This window comes from Nonomuraea sp. N2-4H, from assembly GCF_045291505.1.
In the GTDB taxonomy this organism is placed as follows: Bacteria; Actinomycetota; Actinomycetes; order Streptosporangiales; family Streptosporangiaceae; genus Nonomuraea; species Nonomuraea fastidiosa.
Genome location: NZ_CP147987.1, coordinates 8,068,355 through 8,091,583 on the forward strand (window position 1 = coordinate 8,068,355; position 23,229 = coordinate 8,091,583).

Annotated in this window: 22 protein-coding genes; 13 read left to right on the forward strand and 9 right to left on the reverse strand. The window is 71.0% G+C overall.

Features of this window, described 5'->3' with window-relative positions; translation table 11 throughout:
- The first annotated feature begins 97 nt into the window (after positions 1–97).
- From WBK31_RS37390 to WBK31_RS37405, 4 genes are all read left to right on the forward strand, one after another.
- Positions 98–2,203: a (Fe-S)-binding protein gene (locus WBK31_RS37390; protein WP_364063928.1), complete on the forward strand. Its 2,106-nt coding sequence runs from the start codon at positions 98–100 to the stop codon at positions 2,201–2,203.
- Positions 2,204–2,350: 147 nt separating this feature from the next.
- Positions 2,351–3,154 (forward strand): hypothetical protein, encoded by an 804-nt coding sequence (locus tag WBK31_RS37395; protein ID WP_406673930.1) that lies wholly within the window; start codon positions 2,351–2,353, stop codon positions 3,152–3,154.
- Positions 3,151–4,215, forward strand: coding sequence for a glycosyltransferase (locus tag WBK31_RS37400; protein WP_406673931.1), 1,065 nt, complete (start codon positions 3,151–3,153; stop codon positions 4,213–4,215). The genes WBK31_RS37395 and WBK31_RS37400 overlap by 4 nt, the downstream gene beginning before the upstream one ends.
- 38 nt (positions 4,216–4,253) lie before the next feature.
- Positions 4,254–4,535 (forward strand): metal-sensitive transcriptional regulator, encoded by a 282-nt coding sequence (locus tag WBK31_RS37405; protein ID WP_049560737.1) that lies wholly within the window; start codon positions 4,254–4,256, stop codon positions 4,533–4,535.
- A 736-nt stretch (positions 4,536–5,271) separates the two neighbouring features.
- Here WBK31_RS37405 and WBK31_RS37410 read toward each other — a convergent pair.
- Positions 5,272–6,600 (reverse strand): hypothetical protein, encoded by a 1,329-nt coding sequence (locus tag WBK31_RS37410; protein ID WP_364063918.1) that lies wholly within the window; start codon positions 6,598–6,600, stop codon positions 5,272–5,274.
- 53 nt (positions 6,601–6,653) lie between these two features.
- On the opposite strand from WBK31_RS37410, the gene WBK31_RS37415 reads away from it, so the two are divergent.
- Positions 6,654–7,556: a hypothetical protein gene (locus WBK31_RS37415; protein WP_364063915.1), complete on the forward strand. Its 903-nt coding sequence runs from the start codon at positions 6,654–6,656 to the stop codon at positions 7,554–7,556.
- Here WBK31_RS37415 and WBK31_RS37420 read toward each other — a convergent pair.
- The gene (locus WBK31_RS37420; protein WP_378785722.1) at positions 7,528–8,049 is read right to left on the reverse strand and encodes a gamma carbonic anhydrase family protein; all 522 of its coding nucleotides are present in this window, start codon (positions 8,047–8,049) and stop codon (positions 7,528–7,530) included. The two genes, WBK31_RS37415 and WBK31_RS37420, sit on opposite strands and share 29 nt — an antisense overlap.
- 147 nt (positions 8,050–8,196) lie before the next feature.
- On the opposite strand from WBK31_RS37420, the gene WBK31_RS37425 reads away from it, so the two are divergent.
- Positions 8,197–9,228 carry a hypothetical protein gene (locus WBK31_RS37425; RefSeq protein ID WP_406673932.1) on the forward strand — a complete coding sequence of 344 codons (1,032 nt, stop codon included), beginning with the start codon at positions 8,197–8,199 and terminating at the stop codon, positions 9,226–9,228.
- Positions 9,229–9,384: 156 nt separating this feature from the next.
- On the opposite strand, the gene WBK31_RS37430 is transcribed toward WBK31_RS37425, so the two are convergent.
- From WBK31_RS37430 to WBK31_RS37445, 4 genes are all read right to left on the reverse strand, one after another.
- On the reverse strand, positions 9,385–9,621 hold the full coding sequence (locus tag WBK31_RS37430) for a hypothetical protein (protein ID WP_364063906.1): 237 nt from the start codon (positions 9,619–9,621) through the stop codon (positions 9,385–9,387).
- A 122-nt stretch (positions 9,622–9,743) separates the two neighbouring features.
- Complete coding sequence (locus tag WBK31_RS37435; RefSeq protein WP_364063903.1) at positions 9,744–10,496, reverse strand: GntR family transcriptional regulator; 753 nt, start codon at positions 10,494–10,496, stop codon at positions 9,744–9,746.
- 152 nt (positions 10,497–10,648) lie between these two features.
- Positions 10,649–11,191, reverse strand: coding sequence for a VanZ family protein (locus tag WBK31_RS37440; protein WP_364063900.1), 543 nt, complete (start codon positions 11,189–11,191; stop codon positions 10,649–10,651).
- Between the two features lie 152 nt (positions 11,192–11,343).
- A complete protein-coding gene (locus WBK31_RS37445; protein ID WP_378785720.1) occupies positions 11,344–12,048 on the reverse strand; it encodes a dienelactone hydrolase family protein in 705 nt (234 codons plus the stop codon).
- Between the two features lie 228 nt (positions 12,049–12,276).
- On the opposite strand from WBK31_RS37445, the gene WBK31_RS37450 reads away from it, so the two are divergent.
- From WBK31_RS37450 to kynU, 5 genes are read left to right on the forward strand one after another with little or no spacing between them, the layout of a single operon-like run.
- Complete coding sequence (locus WBK31_RS37450; protein ID WP_364063895.1) at positions 12,277–13,689, forward strand: aldehyde dehydrogenase family protein; 1,413 nt, start codon at positions 12,277–12,279, stop codon at positions 13,687–13,689.
- Positions 13,682–14,479, forward strand: a complete 798-nt coding sequence (locus WBK31_RS37455) for a fumarylacetoacetate hydrolase family protein (protein WP_364063893.1) — start codon at positions 13,682–13,684, stop codon at positions 14,477–14,479. The genes WBK31_RS37450 and WBK31_RS37455 overlap by 8 nt, the downstream gene beginning before the upstream one ends.
- Entirely contained in the window at positions 14,476–14,619 is a 144-nt protein-coding gene (locus tag WBK31_RS37460) for a hypothetical protein (protein WP_364063890.1), read from the forward strand. The genes WBK31_RS37455 and WBK31_RS37460 overlap by 4 nt, the downstream gene beginning before the upstream one ends.
- Before the next feature lie 13 nt (positions 14,620–14,632).
- Positions 14,633–15,802 carry an ABC transporter substrate-binding protein gene (locus tag WBK31_RS37465; RefSeq protein ID WP_364063887.1) on the forward strand — a complete coding sequence of 390 codons (1,170 nt, stop codon included), beginning with the start codon at positions 14,633–14,635 and terminating at the stop codon, positions 15,800–15,802.
- A 15-nt stretch (positions 15,803–15,817) separates the two neighbouring features.
- Complete coding sequence (gene kynU / locus WBK31_RS37470; protein WP_364063885.1) at positions 15,818–17,011, forward strand: kynureninase; 1,194 nt, start codon at positions 15,818–15,820, stop codon at positions 17,009–17,011.
- 106 nt (positions 17,012–17,117) lie between these two features.
- Here kynU and WBK31_RS37475 read toward each other — a convergent pair whose 3' ends face one another.
- Positions 17,118–17,489 carry an MmcQ/YjbR family DNA-binding protein gene (locus WBK31_RS37475; protein WP_364063882.1) on the reverse strand — a complete coding sequence of 124 codons (372 nt, stop codon included), beginning with the start codon at positions 17,487–17,489 and terminating at the stop codon, positions 17,118–17,120.
- A gap of 8 nt (positions 17,490–17,497) precedes the next feature.
- On the reverse strand, positions 17,498–18,541 hold the full coding sequence (locus WBK31_RS37480) for a DUF2293 domain-containing protein (protein WP_406673933.1): 1,044 nt from the start codon (positions 18,539–18,541) through the stop codon (positions 17,498–17,500).
- A gap of 109 nt (positions 18,542–18,650) precedes the next feature.
- Here WBK31_RS37480 and WBK31_RS37485 point away from each other — a divergent pair, with 109 nt between their 5' ends.
- Positions 18,651–19,454 (forward strand): FKBP-type peptidyl-prolyl cis-trans isomerase, encoded by an 804-nt coding sequence (locus tag WBK31_RS37485; RefSeq protein ID WP_378785716.1) that lies wholly within the window; start codon positions 18,651–18,653, stop codon positions 19,452–19,454.
- A 52-nt stretch (positions 19,455–19,506) separates the two neighbouring features.
- Here WBK31_RS37485 and WBK31_RS37490 read toward each other — a convergent pair whose 3' ends face one another.
- Positions 19,507–20,421 (reverse strand): M23 family metallopeptidase, encoded by a 915-nt coding sequence (locus WBK31_RS37490; RefSeq protein WP_364063876.1) that lies wholly within the window; start codon positions 20,419–20,421, stop codon positions 19,507–19,509.
- 112 nt (positions 20,422–20,533) lie between these two features.
- Between WBK31_RS37490 and WBK31_RS37495 the strand changes: the two genes are divergently transcribed.
- Complete coding sequence (locus WBK31_RS37495; protein WP_406673934.1) at positions 20,534–23,194, forward strand: BTAD domain-containing putative transcriptional regulator; 2,661 nt, start codon at positions 20,534–20,536, stop codon at positions 23,192–23,194.
- The last annotated feature ends 35 nt before the right edge of the window (positions 23,195–23,229 follow it).

Consider the following 23,229-nt stretch of genomic DNA (forward strand, 5'->3'; position numbering starts at 1 on the left):
CGCGTGAGCCAGTAAAGTTACTCGTGGGTAGGATCGGCCTATGCCTGCGCAGCGGGTGACCGTACGCTGACAGCCAACGTCGTCTGTGGGAGGACCCGTGCTCTGGGTTGCCATCATCGGGCTCGTCATGACCGTCCTGGCGGTGGCCGTGGCCGGTCGAAGGGTGCTGTTCCTGTACAAGCTCGCCACCGTGGGCCCGCCCGCGCCCGAGCGGATCGAGTACGCCAAGACTCACGTGGGCGACGAGATCAAGGCGCAGCTCGTCGAGGTCTTCGGCCAGAAGAAGCTGCTCAAGTGGACGCCGTCGGGCGTCGCGCACTTCTTCGTCATGTGGGCGTTCTTCATCCTGCTGACCGTCTACATCGAGGCGTACGGCGCGATCATCCAGGGCGCGATCACCGGGCGGCCGAATTTCCACATCCCGCTCATCGGCACCTGGGGCGTGCTCGGCTTCCTGCAGGACTTCATCGCGGTGGCCTGCCTGCTCGGCCTGGTCGCGTTCGCGGTCATCCGGGTCAAGAACTCGCCCAAGCAGCTCGGCCGGCGCTCCCGCTTCTCCGGCTCGCACCTGGGCGGCGCCTGGCTGGTCCTGTTCATGATCTTCAACATCATCTGGACCCTCTTCCTGGCCAGGGGCGCCGCGGCGGCCAACGGCAACTTCCCCTACTCCTCGGGCGCGTTCGTCTCGCTGGCGCTCGGCGACGTGCTTCCGCAGAGCGCGCTGCTGGAAGAGATCGGGCTGCTGCTGCACATCGGCTTCATGCTGGTGTTCCTCATCATCGTGGTGAACTCCAAGCACCTGCACATCTTCACCGCGCCGCTCAACGTGCTGTTCTCCCGCCGCCCCGACGGGCTCGGCGGCGCGCCGGAGCTGCGGGTGGACGGCAAGCCCGTCGACTTCGAAGACGAGGACCTCGACCCCGAGCGGCTCGGCCGGGGCAAGATCGCCGACACCACGTGGAAGGGCTTCCTCGACTTCTACTCCTGCACCGAGTGCGGCCGCTGCCAGTCGCAGTGCCCGGCGTGGAACACCGACAAGCCGCTGTCGCCGAAGATGCTCATCCTCGACCAGCGCGACCACGCCTTCGCCGTGGCGCCGTACCTGATGGCCGCGCAGAACGGCGTCGAGCACAAGGACGCCGACGTGCTCGCGCTGCTGGAGAAGCCGCTGGTCGGCGAGGAAGGCGTGATACACCCAGACGTGCTGTGGTCGTGCACCAACTGCGGCGCCTGCGTCGAGCAGTGCCCGGTGGACATCGAGCACATCGACCACATCCTCGACATGCGCCGCTACCAGGTCATGGTGGAGTCGTCGTTCCCGTCCGAGGCGGGAGTGATGGTCAAGAACCTGGAGAACAAGGGCAACCCGTGGGGCATGTCCGAGATGAAGCGGGCCGACTGGATCGAGGAGCTCGACTTCGAGGTCGAGGTCGTCGAGGACAAGATGCCCGAGGACGCCGAATACCTGTTCTGGGTGGGCTGCGCGGGCGCGCTCGAAGACCGGGCCAAGAAGACCACCAAGGCCGTGGCGGAGCTGCTGCACATCGCGGGCGTCAAGTTCGCGGTGCTCGGCCCGATGGAGGCGTGCACCGGCGACCCGGCGCGGCGGCTGGGCATGGAGTACCTGTTCAACATGCTCGCCCAGCAGAACATCGAGACGCTCAACGAGGCCGGCGTCAAGAAGATCGTGGCCACCTGCCCCCACTGCTTCAACACGCTCGCCAACGAGTATCCGCAGCTCGGCGGCACGTACGAGGTCGTGCACCACACGCAGCTGCTGGCCAAGCTGGTCGATGAGGGCAAGCTCACCCCGATCACCCCGATCGAGGAGAAGATCACCTATCACGACCCGTGCTTCCTCGGCCGCCACAACAAGGTCTACTCCCAGCCGCGCGACATCATGGCGAAGGTGCCCGGAGTGCAGACCCAGGAGATGCACCGCCATAAGGACCGCGGCTTCTGCTGCGGCGCGGGCGGCGCGCGCATGTGGATGGAGGAGCGCATCGGCAAGCGCATCAACACCGAGCGCGTGGACGAGGCGCTGACCACGAACCCTGACACGGTCTCGACCGCCTGCCCCTTCTGCATGGTCATGCTCGGCGACGCGATCAACGAGAAGAAGAACAACGGCGAGGCCAAGGAATCGCTGGAGGTCGTGGACGTCGCGCAGCTCCTGATCAAGTCCGTCAAGAGCCCGTCCTGACCGCGACATGTCGGACTCCTCCACACCTGATGTGGAGGAGTCGCATGTCAACGCACGTGACAGGAAGAAATCCGGCATCCACATAACGGGAAAATCACGGTAACCTCAACGTCGCATGGCTCTATTCGGACGGGGAGGGGGCTAGTGATGGGCGTCGTCGTCACAGACGCCGAAGTCACCCTTGCCGACGTGCTCTCCCTGCGCCTCGCCATGGACGGACCTCTGGAGGAAGGCACCGAACTCGTTCTGCGGCACCGCACCACGGGCGTGGAACGCGCCGTGCGGCTCGGCACGCCGGGCGCCCGGGCGCGCGAGGCCTCGCTCGCGGTGTCGCTGGAGCCGCTCGGCCTCACCGCCGGCCGGTGGGACGCCTACCTGCGCCGCGGCGGCAAGCGCACCAGGCTGCGCAGCATCGACCCGGGCTTCTCGCTCGACCACCTCGACGCGTACGCGCTGTGCCGCCGCACCCTCGCCTACCGCTCCTACCGCACCCGCAACGGCTACCTCGCGCTGAAGATCTCCGAGGCGGAGCCGGTGGCGGAGGTGCGCTCGGTCTGGTTCAGGGAGGGCCGCTTCGAGGTGATGGGCCTGCTCGCCTACACCGGCCTGGAGGACGACGACTCGCGCCACGAGGCCGTGCTGACGCTCAGCCGCAGGCAGACCGGCGCCCGGCTGAAAGGCAACGCGACCGTGCAGGGAGTGCGCTTCCACGCGGCCGTGTCGTTGGTGGACGTGCTGGCCGCCGACCCGGAGGGCGCCGCGGGCTCCGGCACGTGGGAGCCGGTGCTCGAAGTGGAGGACGTGCCCACGGGGCTGCGGCTCGGCTCACGCCTCGACGACGTGGACGGCAAGCGGCGCCGGCTGCACTACCCGTCGGCCCGGGTGGACGGCGTGCTGATCAAGCCCTGCTACACCGCCGACGACGAGCTGCGGATCGAGGTCGGCGGATGAGGATCAGCCTGGTGCTCGCCTCCGCGTACGGTATGCGCGGTGACGTGCGCGCCATGCTGAACCTGGCCACGGCCCTGGCCGAACGCCACGACGTCGAGGTGATCAGCGTCAGGCGGCAGAAGGAGAAGCCGTTCTTCCCCATCAGCTCCAAGGTCTCACTGCGCAGCGTGGTGGACGCCAGGCCCGGCGTGCGCCACCTGCTGCCGCGCGGCCAGGTGCGTACGGAGGTCGCGCTCTGGCGGGTGCTGCGCAACCTCAGATCCGACGTGGTGATCACGACCAGGCCGGGCATCGGCGTGCAGGTGGCCAGGCACGCGCCGCGCGAGACCCGCAAGATCGCCCGCGAGTGGGGCAGGCCGGCCGTGCCGGGCCCCGTCAAGCGCTACTATCCGCGCCTGCACGCCGTCGTGACGGCCACCGAGTCGGCGCAGGAGGAGTGGACCAGGCTGCTCGACGACGGCGGGCCGCCCGTCCACTGCGTGCTCGACGCGCTGCCCTGCGGGCCGCGGCCGCGCTCGCGCATGGACAACAGGATCGTGGCCGCCGGCGGCCGGTGGGTGCCGGTCAAGGCGTACGACCGGCTGATCAGGGCGTTCGCGATCGTGGCCGACAAGCGGCCCGACTGGCGGCTGCGGCTGTACGGCGGCGGCCCGGAGGAGCGGCTGCTGCGCTCGCTGGTGCGGGAGCTGAACCTGCACAACCACGTCTACTTCATGGGCACCACACCCGACCTCGCGGGCGAGTTCGCCAAGGCGTCGATCGTGGCCAGCACCTCGCGCAGCGAGGACCTCGGCATGGCGGTGCTGGAGGCGATGGGCTGCGGGGTGCCGGTGGTGGCGTACGAGGGGGCCAGGGGGCCCAGGGAGTTCGTCGCGACGGGCTACAACGGCGTGCTGGTGCCCGAGGACGACCCTTCGATGTTCGCGGCGGCGCTGCTCGCGCTGATCGACGACGAGCGCCGGCGGCGGTCGCTGGCGGCCGGGGCGCGCGACACGGCGCTGCGGCACTCGGCCGACGAGATCGCCGAACAGTGGGAGAAGCTCATCTCCGGGCTTCGCTAGATCACCTGGGCCATACCTCTTACGGGTACCGTAGAAGCATGCATGGGTACAGCGGAGACAAGCAGGCATATCTCACCCGCCTGCGGCGAATCGAGGGGCAGATTCGGGGCCTGCAGCGCATGGTCGACGACGATGCCTACTGCATCGACGTGCTGACCCAGGTCTCCGCGGCGACGAGGGCCCTGCAGGCGGTGGCGCTGGGGCTGCTCGAGGAGCACATCTCCCACTGCGTGGCCGACGCCATCGCCACCGGCGGCCCTGAGGCCGATGCCAAGGTCAAGGAGGCCTCCGCGGCCATCGCCCGCCTCGTCCGCTCCTGACGCCTTCGCCCGGCCCGGTCTGTGCGGTCGTGCTGTGGGGCCTCCGCCTCCGCGCCTGATGCCCGTGCTGCCCGTGACGCCCTCAGCGCGGCCGTGACGCACACGCCCCGTGTCCGGCCTGGCGTGTGAAGGTCGCTCAGGGGGTGGGGCGGGCTCGTGTCTGAGGGGATGGTCCGAGTGTGCGCGCCCGCGTTCGGTCTGGCGTGCCGGGAAGATCGTTTTGGGAGAGGGGAGGGCTCATCCGTGAGGGGGATAGTCCGAGTGGCGGAATGACTAGTTATGTGAAACCCCGGAAACCGGTGTTCCCGACCCCCTTGGGCCGGGAACTAGGTCCCCGGGGCTAGTAATCGTGATGGTTCTTCAGCGGCTCGCCGAAGTCCGCAATCCGAGCGCGTCGTCGAGTTCGTCCAAGGTCAGCCGCCGCTCGCTACCGGCCACGGCCGTGAGCACCTCGGCGTAGAGCGCAATCTCGTCCAACGCGACACGGTCGTGGACCCGAGAGTCCAGGTCATCGTGCCCCACCGCGTCGTCCTTCCTTCCGCAGCCCACACCCTCTACGAGGTTACGGCGCAGGCCCTTCCGGCGACATGGCCCATCGGAGTCATTCCTTTCGTCGCCTAGGGGGCCCCAGGGGGATCATTTCCCGTTTCCGAGATCACAATTCAGCTAATCGGGTGTTATCGGAAGGGTTGAAACGATAGTGGGGAGGTAAGGTGGAAATAGCGGTATTACTGGTTTACATGTGACCTGTGTGGTGGTCGTCACGTTCATGGACGATCTTACGCACCAGCGCCGTCTGGCTCGCCAGCCCGCGCTCGGGCATCTTGGCCCCCGTCAGCCGCTCCCACGCAAGCCCCGTCGCGTACGCGGCCCCCAGCACGGCCGCCGCGCTCGCCCGGTCGGGCGGCGCCACCTCGATGACGGGAGCGGGCGCCACGGACACGCCGCCCCCGCGTACGGGGAAACCCTCGGGCTCGGTCCGTTCGGCCGCCGAGGTGCTCGTCAGGCCCGCGCGGCGCAGCTCCTCGTACGCCATCCGCAGCCGGTGGTCCAGCCGCCCCGGCAGCACGCCGCGCGAGTCCGAAAGGTCGGCGAGGAACGTGGCCGCCGCCTCGCGCGGGTCGGGCATGAAGGACAGCGCGTCCACGAGGTCGTACACGGAGTGGGAGAAGTGACCCTCGGGGTCGTTCTCGACGAGCAGCGCCCGGCACAGCCGGGGCGGGCAGCGTTTCAGCCACGCCTGCCGCAGCGCCGCGTCGTCCTCGTGCGGCTCGTCGATCTCGGCCTTGCGCAGCATCGGCTCGACCATCGTGAGCAGCGCCAGCGCGCGCGGCCTGAAGCGGGTGTCGAGCAGCAGGATCTGCGCGGTGTCGGCCATGACGGCGGCCAGCCTGAGCGCCGCGCGCGGCTGCCCGGCCCGCAGCCGCTCGGCGACGAGCGTGGCGAGGTCGAGCAGCGGCGGCGCGGGCAGCCAGCGCACCCACTCGTCGCCGGGCAACGACCGGCGCAGATACTCGCCGAAGACGGTGATCAGCCGCTCGTTGCCGTCGAAGGCGGGCGCGTACGCGCACCACATGATCGTGCCCCACACGGCGGCGACCGTGCTGGGCACGTCGGAGGCGAAGATCTCGCCGAAGGCCGTCAGCGGGTAGTCCAGCTCCGACTTGCGGCCGCAGGCGCGTACGAGCTGCCTGACCTGCTCGGTGAGGCCCTCGGGCACGTCGGGACCGATGAACGACTGCGTGGAGCCGGGCTCGGCGTGGAAGTCGTAGCCGTGCGGCACCACCTCGTCGGGCAGCGCCGCGGCCTGGTGCGCGTCGCGCCGGGCCCGCAGCCTGCGGGGCGGTGGCGCGAGGTGCCAGCGGCCGTCGGCGGGGTCGTACAGGTGCCAGCGCGCGTGCGCGCCGAACAGCCACCGGTCGCCGTCGGGGGTCACCAGGATGCGGGCCGCCAGGACGTGGGCGCGGTCGGGCACGGACAGCCCCTGCCAGCGCGGATCGGCGACCATGGTGCGGACCTCCGCCTCGGTGGCGGTGAAGGCATCCCAGGGTCGCACGGCGGTCATCGTACTGGGCGAAGGTGGATCATCCATCGGCATTTCGCGGCAGAATGGCCGCTATGAGGGCGAAGGTTGCAGGGATCGTGGCGGTCGTCAGCGTGCTCTCCAGCTGCGGTGCGGATGCGCCGGCACAACCGACGCTCTCAGGGCCGGGGATTCTCACGCTACAGAACGCCACCGCGCCGGCGCCCGGCGGGGAGGTGGGCGAGGCGTCCACGGAGTTCGACGACGCGGCCGATCTGTCCATGTGGACCAAGCTCAGTGACACCGAGAAGGACATCGACAGGATCGCCAAGCTCGATGTGAACGAGACCGTGAAGGGCGCGATGTACCTGGAGCCGAAGACCTCGGCCTGGTTCGACGCCTTCCGCGGGCCCTTCGTCTACCAGGAGCTGGCCGGCGACATCGTCATGTACGCCAAGGTCAAGGTCACCGGCAAGAAGGGCGGCAAGCCCAAGCGGCTGTTCTCGCTCGGCGGCCTGATGGCCCGCCAGCCCGGCTCGTACGCCAAGCCCAACTGGGTCTCGATCACCACCGGCACCGCGGAGAAGAGCGGCCAGGTCGAGGTGAAGTACACCCAGGACGGCAGCTCCAAGCCGGAGGAGCTGGCGGTCAAGGACGGCTGGGTGGAGCTGGTGCTCGGCCGGGTCGGCCGGGTGTTCGTCGCCCTGTACAAGGAGGAGGGCGGCACGTGGAAGGTCGGCAAGCGCTGGCCCTCGACGCTGCCCGACGTGCTCCAGTGGGGGGTGACGGCCTACACCGACTGGGACAGCTACAGCACGCTGAAGAAGGACGCCGCCAAGGGCAACGCCAAGCAGGTCAAGGGCACGCCCGACCTCAAGCTCACGGTCGACTTCGTCCGGTTCCTGCGGCCGGAGCTGCCCGACTACGCCGATCCGCTCAACGAGGCGTCGGTCTCGGACGAAGTGCTGATCAAAGTGATGACGCCTGCCGGTGCCTGATCGCCTTGGCCTGGTAGTTGTCCGGCGTACGGGCGAAGGAGGCGCGGTCGTCGTCGGTCAGCTCGCGCACGATCTTCCCCGGCACGCCCGCGACCAGCACTCCGGACGGGATCTTCTTGCCCGGCCCGACCAGCGCGCCGGCCGCCACCAGCGTGCCCGCGCCGATCCTGGCGCCGCCCAGCACGATGGCGCCGATGCCGATCAGCGCGCCGCGCTCCACGTACGCGCCGTGCACCATGGCCTTGTGGCCCAGGCTCACGCGGTCTTCGAGTATCGCGGGCTCTCCGGGATCGGCGTGCAGGCACGACAGGTCCTGGACGTTGCACTCCTCGCCGATCTCGATCCGCTCGTCGTCCCCGCGGAGAACGGAGCCGTACCAGATGCTGGACGCCCGTCCGATGCGTACGCGGCCGACCACCACGGCGCCGGGCGCGATGTACGCATCGGGGTGTATGTCTGGGGTTGCTCCGCCATCCAACGCTGCTATGTACATTCGAGGCATCTTATTTCCAGGTCGGGGTATGGCGTTCGGGTTGCGGCTGTGGGCCGATGGCAGGAAAGTCGTTTCCTGACGTCTCGTCGCCAGACCCTCACAACCCGCAGTTTTCCCCCGCCTCACGCGAACCCTTAGGTAACCCCCATGATGAACCAGCACGAGAACTTTCCCGATCTGATGCAAGAGGAGACCTTCGAGGTCGTCATGCGCGGCTACAACCGCCGCCAGGTCCACGACTACATGATGCGCACCCGTAACCAGATACGGGATCTCGAGGAACGGCTGGCGCGGGCCATAGAGCAGGCGGAGCAAGGCCGGATCGAGCTGGCCGAGGCCCGGCGGCGGATGGTCGAGACGCCCCAGAGCTACGAGGACCTGAGCCCGCGGCTCGCGCAGATCCTCCGGCTCGGGGAGGAGGAGGCCCAGGCCAAGCGGGAGGACGCCGAGGCCGAGGCCGCCAGGGTGCGCGAGGAGGCCAAGACCGAGGCCGACCGGCTCGTCACGTCGGCGCGCGAGACCTCCGACAAGATCCTCACCTCCGCCCAGGCCGAGGCCGAGCGCCGGGTGAGCGAGGCGACGCAGGCCGCCGAGCGCATGCTGGCCCAGGCGGGCAGCGACGCCGAGGAGCAGCTTTCCGCCGCCCGTACGGAGTCGGAGGAGACGCTGGCCAACGCGCGGGCCGAGGCCGAGCGGCTGGTCACCACCGCCCGCGAGGAGTCCGAGCAGCTCCTGGCGTCGGCCCAGGCGCAGGCCGAGCAGATCGTCTCGGGCGCGCGGGCCGAGGCCGACGCGCTGCTGACCGGCGCCCAGCAGCGGGCGGCGGCGATCGACGAGCAGGCCGGCCGCTGGGTCGACTACCTCACCAACACGCACACGGAGGTGGTGCGGAGGCTGACGGAGATCAGCACGGTGCTGGGCGACCTCATGGTGGCCGAGTCGAACGCCGGGCCGCTGGTGCCCGAGTCGGCGGTCTCCACCTCCCCCGCGCTCCCGCAGCCGCAGCAGGGCATCGAGCCGCCGCAGGAGCCGCAGGACGACGTGCGGGTCATCATCGAGGATGGCGAGACCGCATCGGAGCCGGCCTCCGTGCCGGCCCTCGATCCGGCCGGCACGGAGGTCTCTGACGACACGGACGTGCACATCGTGCGCCTGCCGGAGACTCCCGCTCACAAGTGACCGCGGTGCGAGCGGAAGCCTCCGCCCCCGATAGGGTCGGAGGCTTCCGCGTTCGTGGCCCCTCCTGATTTGGGGGCCCGGTACCGGGGCCGCCGAGACGCTGGACCCGGCACCGGGCTGCTCGCGTGCGGGTGGCGTGACGCTCCGCCGCCCGCGTCATGGAGGCGCGGGGCCGGCCCGTTCCTGCTCGCCGGCCCGCCTCTCCTGGTCCCGGAGCTGGTCGCGCAGCCCCTCCGGGTCGTCCGCGTCGATGGTCATCGCGCATCCTGCCTCGCGCTGCGCCGCGCTCAGCGGATGGTGTCTCGTGGCCCACCAGCGGCCCGCGTCGCTCCGCCAGATGGTCCACTGGGGATGCTCCCGGGCGATCTCGGCGAGGTGCCGATCAAAGGACATCGCTGTCCACCTTCCCGGGCCCCGAGCGAGGTTCCATCTCCCTTAAGAAGATGCGCCACCTCTCTAGAGAATTCAATGATCGCGGGGGTCAGGTCAACGTTGCCTTGACAAATCACCTTGAATCATGCGTCGAAGTCGTATTGGAGTACATACGCGGCCGAGTCCAGGATCATCTCGTTCAGCTCGACCGGCCGCCCGTCCGACGCGTACGCGGTCCGCGCGATGACGATCACCGGCGTGCCGCCCGGCAGGTCGAGCAGGTTGCTCTCGCGGGGGTTCGGCATGCGGGCGCGCACCTCCTCGGTGAAGTGGGCAGGGGGCACGCCGAGCTCGGCGAGCCTGGCGTACACGCCGCCGGGCCCGGTGTCGGTGAGGGTGATCGCGCTGCCCTCGACCAGGTGGGCGGGGAAGTAGGAGGTGGCGAGCTGCACGGGCCGCGCGTCCACCAGATAGCGCCGCCTGCGCACCCACACCTGGTCGCTGTCCAGCACCCGCGCCACGTCCTCGGCGGCTCGCTCCAACGCCACCTCCACCCGGTCAACGGTGAACGGACGCCCGCGCGCGTCGGCGTCCCAGATGGCCCTGCCCTGCCCCCACTGCTCCCGCGACAGGCGTCGTGCGCCGTGCCTGCGGATCGGTTTGAACTGCCGCACGTAAACCCCCGAACCTCGTTTGGGCACCGCCAGCCCTTCGTTGATCAGTACGGCAAGCGCCTGCCTGGCGGTGGCTCGAGCGATTGCGTATTCGGCCATCAGTGCGTTCTCGCCCGGCAGTCGGTCCCCGTCGCGCAACTCGCCGGCATGAATCCGGGCGCGGAGACCGTCGGCGATGCGTCGATAGATAGGGGGCTCGTGGGGTACCGGGGATTCAGACAACTTTGATCACCCTCTGTCACCAACCAGGTTGTGGCGTCTCCAGAGAACTTGCCCCGTCTTGTCCACGATCGCACAGATGCAGGCGATGGTCGCGGGCAGATTTTGGACGGATCGTGCCTGAGTGGTGAATTCCGCGAGGTTTTAGCGGACCGTTACTGTGGAACGGTCCGGGCCGGTATTCGATCCGCCCACCAGCGGCGAGTAACCAAAGAGAAGATCGCGGCGCCCGCCGCATTGAGGAGCACATCGTCGACGGACGAGAAACGGCCCAGGCGCAGGACGTACTGAAGCGTCTCGACGATGACCGAAAACCCCGCGGCGAGGGCCGCGACCCTGGCCGTCGAGCACATCGCGCGGCTGCGCACCGGTAGCAGCGCGCCCAGCGCGGCGAAGACCAGCAGATTGCCTCCGACCTGCACCAACACCTCCTCCCACGGCGCTCCGGCGAGGTCTGCGAGGTCGCTGAACGGCACCAGCGAGACCCCGTCGGCGCCGCCCGCGGGAGTGAGGATCATCCAGATCCATGGAGCGGTCCCGACCGCGATGCCCACGTCGGCGACGGAGGTGCGCAGGGGCATGGGATGGCCGGAACGGGTGCGATGGCGGGCGAGGAGCACGATTGCCAGCAAGGCCAGCGGAAGTGCAATCGTCCCAGCAATTATGACGTTTCCCCACAATTCCCATGTCCGTGCCATCCGACCATGATGGCGATGATCTAGGGATACCGGAAGATGTCCCTTCGGACAGGTCTTAAGGGACGGTCGCGCCTTAAGGCATGGCGCCTAAGAGACGGGCCTAAGAGACGGGCCTAAGAGACGGGCCTAAGAGACGGGCCTAAGAGACGGGCCTAAGAGACGGGCAGGTGCCGGTCGAGGAATTCCAGCGCCACCCGCCAGGCGCGCTCCGCCGCCTCCGGGTGGTGGAACATCGGCGCCTCGCTGTTGTGGAAGGCGTGCCCCGCCTCCTCCTCGATGTACATCACCACGTTCGGACGGCTCCGCGCGGCCTCCTCCACCACCGCCACCCGATCACGCGAGATGAACGGGTCGTCGCCGCCGAACACCAGCAGCAGCGGCGCGTCGATGCGTTCGAGCAGCCCGGTCGACTCGGGCACCGCCGAGCCGTAGAAGGACAGCACGGCCGCCAGCTCGATCTGGGTGGCCAGCATGAACGCGACCGTGCCGCCCAGGCAGAAGCCCAGCGCGCCCACCCCGCCGCGCACCTCCGGCATCGCGCGCAGGTGGGTCACCGTCAGCGCGCAGTCGGCCACCCCCTGGGCCAGGTCGAAGTCGCGGGCCAGCTCGATGGAGGTCGCGGTGCCCTCCGGCGTGTGCTCGCCTCGCCAGTGCGGCCTGATGCGCCAGAACAGGTCGGGCGCGGCCACCACGTAGCCCTTTGCGGCCAGCTCGGCGGCGACCTTCTCGATGTACGGGCCGACGCCGTAGATCTCCTGGATCAGGAGAATCCCGGGCCCGCCGCCCGACTCGGGCAGCCAGGTCCGTACGTCGAAGGTGCCGTCGTGGGCGCTTATCCGATCGGTGCGGGTCTGCATGTCCACCAGCATCGCGCATGGCGCCCGCCGCGTTCCGGCGAGACGATGCGAACGGCGGGTCCGTGTCGTCAGCGTCGTCAGCGTCGTCAGCGTCGTCAGTGTCGTCAGCGTCGTGTGCGTCGTGAAGTCCGCGTCGTGTCGCCGGTGCCGTGCCGTCCGTGCCCCGCGAGGCCCGCCGCCGTCCGCGAACCGATCGACACCGGGAAGTGGAGGAGAGATGAGGAGAACGTGGTGCTGACCCATTTCATCGGCGGCCGGCCGGTCGCCGCGGGGCCGGGCTTTCCCGTCCACGATCCCGTCACGGGCCTCGTGGTCAGGCACGTCCACGAGGCCGATCCCGAGGTGGCCGACCGGGCGGTGCGCGCGGCCAGGGAGGCGGCGCGCGACTGGGCGGCGATGCCCGTCGGCGAACGCGCGGGCTGGATGCGCCGCCTGGCCGAGGGCATCGAGGAGCGCTTCGACGACCTGGTGGCCGCCGAGATCGCCGACACGGGCAACCCGCTCGACCAGACCCGCACGCTCGACGTGCCGCGCGGCATCGCCAATTTCCGCGCCTTCGCCGAGATGGCCGCCCAGCGGCCGGAGGAGGCCTTCCACCTGTCGGGCACGCTCAGCTACACCGTGCGCAGGCCGCTCGGCGTGGTCGCGGTGATCGTCCCGTGGAACCTGCCGTTCCTGCTGATGACGTGGAAGCTCGCGCCCGCCCTCGTCTGCGGCAACACCGTGGTCGTCAAGCCGTCGGAGCACACGCCGGGCTCGGCGGCGGTCTTCGCGGAGATCTGCGCCGGCGCGGGGCTGCCGCCCGGCGTGGTGAACATCGTCTTCGGGCACGGGTCCGCAGGCCAGCTCCTCGTCGAGCATCCCGACGTGGACGCGGTGACATTCACCGGCTCCACCAGGACCGCCGCGGCGATCATGCGGACGGCGGCCCAGCGGGTCAAGCCGATCTCGTTCGAGCTGGGCGGCAAGAACGCCGGGCTGGTCTTCGAGGACTGCGACCTCGACAGGGCCGTGGAGGGCACGGTCCGCTCGGCCTTCACCAACGGCGGCCAGGTCTGCCTGTGCACCGAGCGCATGTACGTGCAGCGCCCGATCTTCGAGGAGTTCTGCGCCCGCCTGGCCGCCCGCGCCCAGGAGGTGGAGCCGCAGCCCATGATCTCCGCCGCGCACCGCGACAAGGTGCTGTCCTACTACGCCCTGGCCCGCTCGGAGGGAGCCAAGGTGCTGGCGGGCGGCGGCGTGCCGGTGTTCGGCGACCACCGTGACGGCGGATACTACGTCGAACCGACGGTAGTGGCAGGCTTGTCGGAATGGTCGAGGTTCAACCGGGAGGAGATCTTCGGTCCCGTGTGCCACGTCGCGCCCTTCGACAGCGAGGCCGAGGCCCTCGACCTCGCCAACTCCAGCGAGTACGGCCTGGCCGCCACCGTCTGGACCACCAGCCTGGACCGCGCCCACCGGGTCGCCCAGCGCCTGGAGGCGGGGCAGGTCTGGGTCAACACCTGGGACGTGCGCGACCTGCGGGCGCCGTTCGGCGGCGTGAAGCTCTCGGGCATCGGCAGGGAAGGCGGCACCCGGTCGCTCGACTTCTACTCAGAACCCACCACGATCACCATCAAACTGGAGCAGCCCGATGCATGACGAATGGTCCCAGGCAGTGGACGTGCACGCCCAGGCCGCCGACCGGCTGGCCGAGGCGGCGCGTACGGGCAAGCCCTGCGAACCGATCAGGGACCTGGTCAGCACGGCGGCCGACGGGTACGCCGTACAGGAGATCCACACCAGGCGGGCGCTCGGCGAAGGGCGGCGGCTGGTCGGCAGGAAGGTCGGCGTCACGAACGCGCAGCTCCAGCAGCGCTTCGGCATCGACCAGCCCGACTACGGCATGCTGTTCGCCGACATGTCCTACTGCGACGGCCTGCCGGTCCCGTACGAGCGGTTCCTGCAGCCGCGCGCCGAGGCCGAGGTGGCGCTGGTACTCGGCGACGACCTCACCGGCGGTCCTTTCACGGTGGCCGACGTGATCAGGGCGGTGGACTTCGCGCTGCCCGCGATCGAGATCGCCGACTCGCGGATCGCCGACTGGGACATCACGCTGGCCGACACCGTCGCCGACAACGCGTCGGCGGGGGCGTTCGTGCTCGGCAGTACGCCGGTGCCGCTGACCGGGCTCGACCTGCGGGCGGCGGGGATGACGATGACCCGTAACGGCGCGGAGGTCTCGACCGGCTCGGGCGAAGCCTGCCTCGGTCACCCGTTCAACGCCGCCGTCTGGCTCGCCACCCGGCTCGGCCGCACGGACTACGCGCTGCGGGCCGGAGACGTGGTGCTGACCGGCGCGCTCGGCCCGATCGTCCCTGTCGAGCCCGGCGACGTGTTCGACGCCCGCATCGAGGGCCTCGGCTCGGTACGGGCGGTGTTCGGCGCGTGAGACCCCCGCCCAGGGCCTTCCGGGTGCCCGGCAAGGCCACGCCCGCAGGCCGGCACCCGCACGTCAAGCGGGCCGGCGACTTTGAGATGCAGGCGGTCGCCTACCACCCGCAGGAGCGGGCCTTACCGTCGCCGGGCTGAAGGGAGTCTCCCCATGCGCCTGCCCATGCTGGGGCTGCCGGCGGCCGGGCTGGCGGTGCTCATGGCGGCCGGCTGCGGCGGCGCGGTGCCGCAGGCCGGCGACGCTGCGCCGGTCGAGGTCGGGGCGATCATCACGCAGACCGGCGTGTACGCCGCGCTCGGCGACGAGATGGAGACCGCCATGCGGCTCTACCTCGACGATCACGGCGGACGGCTGGGCGGCAGGCCCGCCCGGCTGATCGTGGCCGACGACGCGGGCAGCCCCGAGAGGGCGAGGAAGGAGGCCAGGCGGCTGATCGGCGAGGGCGCCGACGTGCTCACCGGGCTCATCTCTTCGCCTGTCGCGGTGGCGGTGGCCGATGAGGCGGGCAGGGGAGCACGCGGAAGGGCCGTCCTGGGGCCGGGCGGGGGAGAGGGGGCCGACGGAGCGGGTGCGGTGCCCGTCGTGGTCGCCAACGCCGGTGCGGACGAGCTGGGCGGGCCGCACGTCTTCCGCGTCTCGTACACCAACCGCGAGCACGGCCGCGCGGCCGGCCGGTACGCCGCCGAGCGATACGGCCGGCGGCCCGTTGCGCTCATGGCCTCCGGCTACTCGGCGGGCGAGGAGACGCTGCGTGGCTTCGTCGAGGGCTACGGGGCCGAGCCGATCGCCCGCGTCATGACGCCGCCGGGCACCGTCACCGAATTCGAGCGGTACCTCGCCCGCGTCCCTGACGAGGCCGAGCTGCTGTTCGCCTGCTACGCGGGTGGGGAGGCGGTGGCGTTCGCCCGGGCGTACAAGCGGCTCGGCTACGACGCCAAGGTGCCGCTGCTGGCCTCCATGAACCTGACCGACGAGGACGTGCTGCGCGCGATCGGTCCCGATGCCGAGGGCATCACGAGCGTCGGCATGTACGCGCCCGCGCTGGACAACCCGGACAACGCCGCCTTCGTCGCCCGCTGGCGGGCCAGGACCGGCCGCGACCCGTCGGCGGTCGCGCTGCAGGGCTGGGACGCGATGCGGGTCATCGACGCCGCCCTGTCCAGGGGCGGCGATCTGACGCGGCGGCTGGGGGAGCTGGGCGAACTGGCGGGTCCGCGCGGCCCGTTCCGTCTGGACGAGCGGCACGAGCCGGTGCAGAACTGGTACGCCAGGGAGTACCACAATGGGGTGAACAGCGTTACAGCCACCATTCCGCCATGAACAGGAGCGAATCCCGTGGATCGCGACCAGTGCCTCGCCCTCGACGCCCAGGACCCGCTGCGGGCGTTCAAGGACGAGTTCGTCCTTCCAGAAGGCGTGATCTACCTCGTCGGCAACTCGCTCGGCGCGCTGCCGAAGCGTACGGCGGAGCGCATGCGGCGCGCGGTCGAGGACGAATGGGGCGGCCAGCTCGTCGGCGGCTGGAACCACGCCGGATGGTACGACCTGCCGCTCACCCTCGGCGACCGCCTGGCCCCGCTCATCGGCGCGGGACCGGGCCAGGTCGTGGTGGGCAACACCACCTCGATCGCGATCTTCCAGGCGGTGGCGGCGGCGCTGCGGCTGCGGCCCGACCGCCGGGTGATCGTCTCCGACGCCCAGAACTTCCCCACCGACCACTACATGGTGCAGGGCCTGGCCGGGCTGGTCGGCGGCTATGAGATTCGCGACCTCGCCGAGGGAAGCTTCGCCGACGCCGCCGTGGTGCTGCTCTCGGAGGTGGACTACCGGACCGGAGCCCGCAGGGACATGGCCGAGGTGACCGCCGCCGCGCACGCCGCCGGTGCCCTCATCGTGTGGGACCTGTGCCACAGCGTGGGCGCCATGGAGGTGGACGTCTCGGACGTGGACTTCGCGGTCGGATGCACGTACAAGTATCTGAGCGCGGGGCCGGGCGCGCCCGCCTTCCTCTACGTCAACCCGCGCCACCACGGCACGGCCGAGAACGTGCTGTCCGGCTGGCACGGGCACGCCGCGCCGTTCGCGTTCGAGACCGACTTCCGGCCCGCCGACGGCATGCGCAGGTTCGTGATCAGCACCCCGCACGTGCTGTCGCTCGCGGCCCTGGACGCGGCGCTCGACGTGTGGGAACGCGTGCCGATGGCGCAGGTCAGGGCCAAGAGCAAGGCCCTCACCTCGCTCTTCGTCGACCTGGTCGGCGACCGGCTGGAGCTGGCCTCGCCCGCCGACCCGGAGGCGCGGGGCAGCCAGATCAGCCTGCGCCACCCCGACGGCTACCCGATCATGCGGGCGCTGATCGACCGCGGCGTGCACGGCGACTTCCGCGCGCCCGACACGCTCAGGTTCGGCTTCGCGCCGCTCTACCTCGGCTACACCGACGTCTACGACGCCGCCGCGACCCTGCTGGAGGTGCTGGACAAGGAGCTGTGGCGGGACGAGAAGTACGCCGTCCGCCTCGCCGTCACCTGACGCCTCGCCGCCCGCGCGGCCGTCGCCCGGACATCGTCGCCGGGCCACGCGACGGCACGCCTGCGCGGCGCGCCCAAGGGATGTGAAGGGCGGGCGGGGCGACGGGTCAGAGCGCGTCGAGAGCCTTGATCGCGCGCTTGGGCGCGACCGCGCGGTAGCTCTCCTCCACCCAGTCGAGCAGCACCTCGGTCTCGGGCAGCTCCGCCATGAACGGCACCGTCACCCAGCCTGCCTTGCCCAGCCCGTAGCCGCTGGGCTTCGCGCCGGGGACGGTCAGCGCGTGGCCGTGGGCCTCGGAGAGCAGCTTGACGGTGAACGCCGGCTGCCACTTGCCGGTGGGCTCGTCGAGGCCGAGGAAGACGAAGACCTTCTTGCCGACCTTGACGACGGTCTCGCCCCAGGGGTGGTCTTCGTGGGCCTCGGGCAGGCCGAGCGCGAACGCCAGCAGCTCTTCCCGCACGTCATGCCAGTCGCTCATGCCTCACCCTAACCCGGCCGGCGGAATTCTTCGAGCTTGCGTTCGATAACGTCTCTGACCCGGTCGCGGGCCTCCATCCTCGGCGCGCCCGCCATCAGCAGCCGGTCGTAGTCGGTGTCGAGATGCCGGATGGAGGCGATCACCGCGAGCGTGATCGCGTTCTCGTCGAGCGCCTTCGCGGCGGCCGACCTGCCCACCCGGCCGCTGCCACGCTGGCCCGCGTGCTCGGCGATCTCGCGGGCGCGCGGCTCGGGGCAGCCGGGGAAGAGCCTGGCGATCTCGGCCGCCATCTTCGCCTGGAACTCGACGTCCTGCTCGGCCCTGCGGACGCGGTCGCGCTCGCGGCGGCGCAGGCGTACCTCCTCGTCGGCCAGGCAGCGCTCCTCGGCGGCGGCCAGCGCGGCCTCCTCGACCAGCAGGCCCTTGCGCTGGTAGACCTTGCGCCGCCGGTTGTACTGCACGACGACCGCTGACAGGCCGCTCTCCTGCTTGGCCCGGCGGCTGAGCGCCGCGTTACCGGACGGCAGGAACACCAGGTGGTCGAGGTCCGCGCAGGTCAGGCAGTGGGGCTCGTCGTCCTCCATGATCAGATAGGGGCCGGTGTCGCCGCAGGACGCGCAGGTGAACGGCTCAAGCGGGGCCACCACCATGAGGTCGGGCGCCTTGCTCTGCGCCTCGGTGAGCCGCCGCACCCGGGCCTCGCTCAGGTCGGGCGACAGCCAGTGCACCCGGAACGGCGCCTGGTCGGGACCCTTGACGAAGCGCAGCTCGCGGCGGTCGCGGGTGCCCGCCACGTACGGGGTCTCCACCGGCCGCAGCCCCTTGGCCAGCGCCCACTCGCGCAGCAGCCCCGCCGTGACGAGCAGCCGGTCCTCGTCCACCGCGGCCAGCTCCGCCAGCGTGCCGGCGCGGCCCTGCCGCCAGACGTCCACGTGCCTGGTGTGCAGCCAGCGCAGGCCCGTCACCACGTCGATGAACGTCACGTACTTGCGGGTGGTCAACGCGATCTCGGCGGCTTGGGCGACCCTGCGGGCCAGGTTGGGCTTGGACACCCTCCAAGTTTGTCGTGAGATGGCGCGGCGCGAAGCTTTCCTTGCACCGCTTGCGGCAAGTAACTCCTTCGGACTCGGGCCCCGGAGGAGAGCCCTGGAGGAGAGAACGTTGCGTCTGTTCTGGCCTGCCCTGCTCCTGCTCGCCACCTCGTGCGGCCTGGCGGAGGAGGGCACGCAGCCCGTCGTCACGGGACGTTTCGGCAGCAAGCCGGTCGTCGCCCTCCCGAAGGGCAAGCCGGGGCGGACGCCGCGTATCACGGTGCTGTCCACGGGCAGCGGGCGCCGGACGATGCCGGGCGACGTGGTGCTCGCCGACGTGGACATCCGGCGCTGGTCGGGCAACCGGCCGTACATGAGCACCTACGACGGCGACCAGCCCACGACGGTCGTCTTCGACGGCCGCAAGGTGCCGGAGACCTGGCGGCGCTCGCTCATCGGGCATCCGGCGGGCAGCCGGGTCATGCTGATCAGCCCGGCCGGTCAGGCGCTCGGCCCGAACGTGCCGTCGGCCGGCCTCGACCCCGACGACACGCTGGTGCTCGTGTTCGACATCATCGGCGGCTACCCGCCGGACGCGCGCCTGGTCGGGCGGACGCTGCCGGTCGTGCCCGCCGACCTCGCCCCCGCCGACCCGCCCCGCGTGCTCATCGACGGCTCGGGCGGCGAGGTCGCCGCGGGCTCGAAGGTGGTCGTCCAGTACGTGGCCGCGTCCTGGCCGTCCCGCCGGGTCGTGGACTCCTCCTATCGGCGGGGCGGGCCGAGCGCGTTCACGCTGGAGCCGGGCGCGGTGCCGGCCTCCTGGGTCGGCGCGCTGGCCGGGCGGCGGGTCGGCAGCAGGATCGCGGTGCCGTCGCCGGGCGAGCGGCCCAGGCTCTACGTGATCGACATACTCGACACCGTCACGCACGCGTAGGCCGGGCGGCCCTCGCGCCGCCCGGCCTGGTCAGATGAGGGGTCGGGTCAGGTCAGCTGCAGTGCTCCCACGGGCTGTCGTACGTGGACGAGCCCGCCTTGCCGCCCCACTTGACGCATGTGCTGGGAGCGGCCGCCTTGACCGGGCCCGCGTAGTAGCTGAAGTTGCCCGAGTCGGTCTTGCGGGACTTGCCCTGCACCTCGAGATAGGCGCTGACGGCGGTGGCCTTACCGATGTTCTTCGCCTTCAGCGTCACCACGCAGTTGTTGGCGTTGCTGGAGTTGTAGAGCAGGTAGACCGTGCCGTCGGTGCCCAGCTTGGCCGAGTCGATGACCTTGAAGCCGGAGCCGCACACCTGCTCGGGCTTGTACGGGTTCGTCGATCCGCCGCTACAGCCGTTCTGCGAGGTCAGGGTCTGCTGGGGGTACCCGAACGTGACCCCGTTGAAAACGGCCCGCTGGATGTTGGACGGATAGTTGTCGCCCAGCCGTACCTCGTAGTGGAGGTGCGGCGAGATGTTGTTGCCCGGCTTGCTGGTGTTGCCGACTGTGCCGATCTTCTGGCCCTGGGAGACGGACTGTCCGACGCTGACCGTACGGGTGTCCAGGTGCGCGTAGTACGTCGCCCAGCCGCCACCGTGGTCGATCTTGACCAGGTTGCCGAAGCCGTTGGTCGAGCCTTGGTGCGACGAGATCACCACCGTCCCGGCGGCAGCGGCGACCACGGTGTCGCCCTTGTCGGCGTCCGCGGTGCTGCCCCGGTTGAAGTCGATCTCGTACGAGCGGTGCGCGCTGCTCGCGCTGGAGTTGCCCGTCCACGTCTGGCCACAGGGGAAGGGGAGCTGGAAGTTCGTCGCGAGGATCTGGGCCTCTTCCGATTCCGGTACGGGATCGGCCGCCGCCGGGGACGCTGCGCCGAGGCCGGCGATCAGCACCAGGGCCGCGGCCATTGCTCCGTAGAGCTTCATGGGGTGATCCTTTCCGTGGGATCTCTGAGACCCAGGGTCCGTACGAGCCGCACAGAAAACGTCCACAACCGATACAAACGGCTGTCAGGCCCCTGTAGAGGAGCTGATGCGGATGACGGTCACCTTCCACGTGCTCGGCCCGCTGGAGGTCCGCCGCGACGGACAACCCGTCCGGATCTCCGGCAGGAAGCCTCGGCTGCTGCTCGCCACGCTGCTGCTCGACGCAGGCCAGGTGGTGGCCGCCGACCTGCTCGCCGAGGTGCTCTGGGCACAGCGGCCGCCGCGCTCGGCGCAGGCCAACCTGCGCACGTACGCGAGCTCGCTCCGCGCCGACCTGGGCGATCTGCTGCGTTCCGACGGCGGCGGCTACGCCATCGACGTGACCGCGTCCGAGCTGGACCTGCTGGCCTTCGAGGAGCTGGTCGATCAGGGTGAGTACGACGCCGCGCTCGCCTTATGGCGCGGCGCGCCCCTGTGCGACCTGCCCGGCAGCCCCGTCTGGGACCGCCGCATCGAAGCGCTGCGCGACCTGCGCGCGCGTGCCGCGGAGGCGCTGATCGAGCGGCGCATCGCGGCGGGCGACCACGACGGCGCGGTCTCGGAGCTGCGCGGCCTGCTGGCCGAGCAGCCCTACCGGGAGGACCTGTGGGGGCGGCTGCTGCTGACCCTGCACCGCGGCGGCAGGAAGGCCGAGGCGCTGCGGGCCTACGCCACCGTGCGCGGCCGGCTGGTCGACGAGCTGGGCGTCGAGCCGGGGACGGAGCTGCGCAGCGCGTACGAGCTGATACTCGCCGACGAGAGCGCGACCGTCGTGCCCCGCCAGCTCCCGCCCGACCTGCCCGACTTCACCGGCAGAGCAGATGAGGTGGCGAGGCTGAGCCGGCCGCATCCCGTCGCGGTCGTCTCGGGGCCGCCCGGCTGCGGCAAGTCGGCGCTCGCCGTGCACGTCGGGCACGCGTTACGCGCGGCCTACCCATCCGGGCAGCTCTACCTGGAGCTCGGCGACCGCGAGCCGGGCGACCTGCTGGCCGAGGCGCTCAGGGCGCTCGGCGTCGCCACGCCGCCGCCGACGGTGGCCGAGCGGTCGGCGCTGCTGCGCTCGCTGCTGGCCGAGCGTCCCATGCTGGTGCTGCTCGACGACGCCCGCGACGCCGCCCAGGTGCGCCCGCTGCTGCCCGGCAACGGCAGCGCCGTCATCGTCACCAGCCGGCGCCGGATCACCGAGCTGCCCGGGGCCGCGTTCGTCCAGCTCGGGCCGCTCGCGCCCGGCGAGGCGCTGTCGTTGCTCGCGAAGGTCGCGGGCACGGACCGGGTCGCCAGGGAACGTGAGCCGGCGCTCGCCATCGTGGCCGCCTGCGGCCACCTGCCGCTCGCCGTCAGGAACGCGGGCGCCCGCCTGGCCGCCCGCCCCGGCTGGTCGCTGTCGGTGCTGCGGCAGCGCCTGGAGGACGACTGGCTGGCCGAGCTGCGCGACGTGCGTGAGGGCCTCGACCGCGGGTACGCGCGCCTGCCCGACGAGGCCGCCCGCACGCTCGCCACGCTGGGCCTGCTCGGCCCCGCCGCACAGCCCGGCTGGGTGATCGACGCCGCGCTCGGCCGCCACGGCGCGGGCGAGGTCACCGACCTGCTGGTGGAGGTCAACCTGCTGGACCCGGTCGGCACCGACGACACCGGCCAGCCGCGCTACCGGGTGCCCGACCTGATCGCCGAGCACGCCCGGCGGCAGCCCGGCGACCCCGCCGCCGTGGGACGGGTGCTCGCCGCGTGGACCGCGACCGCCGAGCACGCCATGGCCCGCCTGCCGACCACGGTGTTCAGCCTCACCGCCGCGGGGGCGCCGCGCTGGCGGCTGCCGGGACCCGTGCTCGACCGGCTCACCGCCGACCCGGTGACGTGGTTCGAGGCCGAGCACGAGACGCTGGCCGCCGCCGTGGAGACGGCGGCGGGCAACGGGGCGGCCGAGTCGGCGTGGGGGCTGGCCGCCGCGATGGTGCCGTACCTGGATCTGCGCTGCCACCTCGGCACCTGGCGGCGCACGCACACCGTCGCACTGGCCGCCGCCCGCGCCGCCGGCGACCGGTACGGCGAGGCCGCCATGCTCAGGGGCCTTGCCCAGGTGGCGCTCTACCAGGATCGCTACGACGAGGCCACCGACGCCTTCACCCGCTCGCGCCAGATCTTCCGCGACATGGGGGACCGCAGGGCCGAGGCCACCTCGATCTGCGGCCTCGGCGCGGTCAGCCAGTTCCGCGGCCGGCACGCGCAGGCGCTCGGCCACTTCCGCCAGGCCCTCGCGATCTTCGAGGCGACCGGCGACAAGCCCGGCGAGGCGTACGCCTGCCAGGCCATCGGCCGGGTGTGCCTGAAGTCGGGTGACCTCGCGCAGGCGTCGGAGTCGCTGGGCCTGGCCATGCGGCTGGCCCAGGAGCTGGGCGACTCCCACAGGGAGGGCTGCGTGTGCGTCCAGATGGGTCACCTGCACCAGGCCATCTCGTTCCACCGGCACGCGCTGGAGATCTTCGAGTCGCTGGGCGACCGGCACTGCGGGGCGTACGCGCTGCAGAGCCTGGCCGGCCTGCAAGCGGCCAACGGCGACCTGGCCCGCGCCTCCTCCGGGCTCGAACGCGCGCTGCAGATCTTCCAGGAGCTGGGCGATCGCAGCGGGGAGGCGTCGAGCACGCAGCTCCTCGGCGAGCTGCACCGCTCGGCGGGGCGTACCGGGCTGGCGCGCGACTACCTCAGGCAGGCCGACGCCCTGCGCGCCAGCCTGTGAGCCCTACGGCCGGGACGCTGTGCGGCGGCGACCCC